The organism is Vibrio sp. YT-18 (genome assembly GCF_033337345.1).
GTDB lineage: Bacteria > Pseudomonadota > Gammaproteobacteria > Enterobacterales > Vibrionaceae > Vibrio > Vibrio alginolyticus.
In genome coordinates this window covers 1-1,019 of sequence record NZ_JAWOQO010000298.1, presented here as the reverse complement: position 1 = coordinate 1,019, position 1,019 = coordinate 1, and the positions used below count along the sequence as shown (strand labels likewise).

Sequence of the window (1,019 nt, the reverse complement as noted above, 5' to 3'; positions counted from 1 at the left end):
TAGAGATACTTTCCACTTCTGGTTGTGCGACCAACCATTCTTCAACTTTGCGCATGTCTGCCGAGGTTTGTTCAATCTTGGCACCATTGGGTAGCCAGTAATCGAGAAACACAATTGAGCGATCCGACTGAGGAATAAAGTTCCCGGCCACATACGGGATTGCCACGGCGGTGACTAAAATCAACGGAACCAAAGCGGCTAATGCTTTACGCGGGTTGTCCACCGTCCAGAATACCAACTGTTTATAACGGCTCGGTTTGGTCTCTTCGCTGTTAGCTTTTGGCTTGATGAACATCCACGCCATTAATACCGTAAACGTCATCGCGACGATCCATGAAAGCAACAGTGACGACGCCACAATGTAGAACACAGAGCTCGCAAACTCGGCGGAGTCGGTTTTGGAGAACAACACTGGGCTTGCGCCCATAATCGCGATGACAGTTGCGCCTAAAAGTGGCACAGCGGTTTCTTTGACGGAATCAATCGCGGCGCGAGTTCGCTCGATACCTTTGTTGAGCTTAGCGATCATCATATCGGTGATCACAATGGCGTTATCCACCAACATGCCCAGTGCGAGAATAAACGTACCTAGCGAGACACGGTGCAAATCGATGCTGGCGATGTTCATGTATACAAGCGTGAGCAAAATCGTCAGGAGCAAGCTTGCGCCAACGATGGTCGCACTCTTATAGCCCATGAAGACCAACAACACCACAAAAACAATCGCGACACTTTCAAGCAGGTTGCCAACAAAGTCGTCGATAGACTTTTGTACTTCTTCAGGTTGATAAGCAACGGTCGAGATGTCGACACCCAGCGGCAGCGTTGCCTGGTAGTTAGCGATGATGTCTTGAATCGTATCGCCAAGTGACACCACGTTAATGCCTTGAACTGGGCTCACAGCCAAGGTGACAGCGGGCTCTCCGTTGTAGCGGTTTTCTGCCAATGCTGGTGTTTGATAACCCATGGTGATGTCGGCGATGTCACCAAGACGAATCAACCCCGAGCCAAACTCGCCG

Annotated in this window: 1 protein-coding gene; it reads right to left on the bottom strand. The window is 50.3% G+C overall.

The window, feature by feature from the left end; all coding sequences use genetic code 11:
* Positions 1–1,019, bottom strand: a 1,019-nt coding sequence (locus R7M72_RS26130) for an efflux RND transporter permease subunit (RefSeq protein ID WP_318056596.1), incomplete at both ends; no start/stop codon positions are given.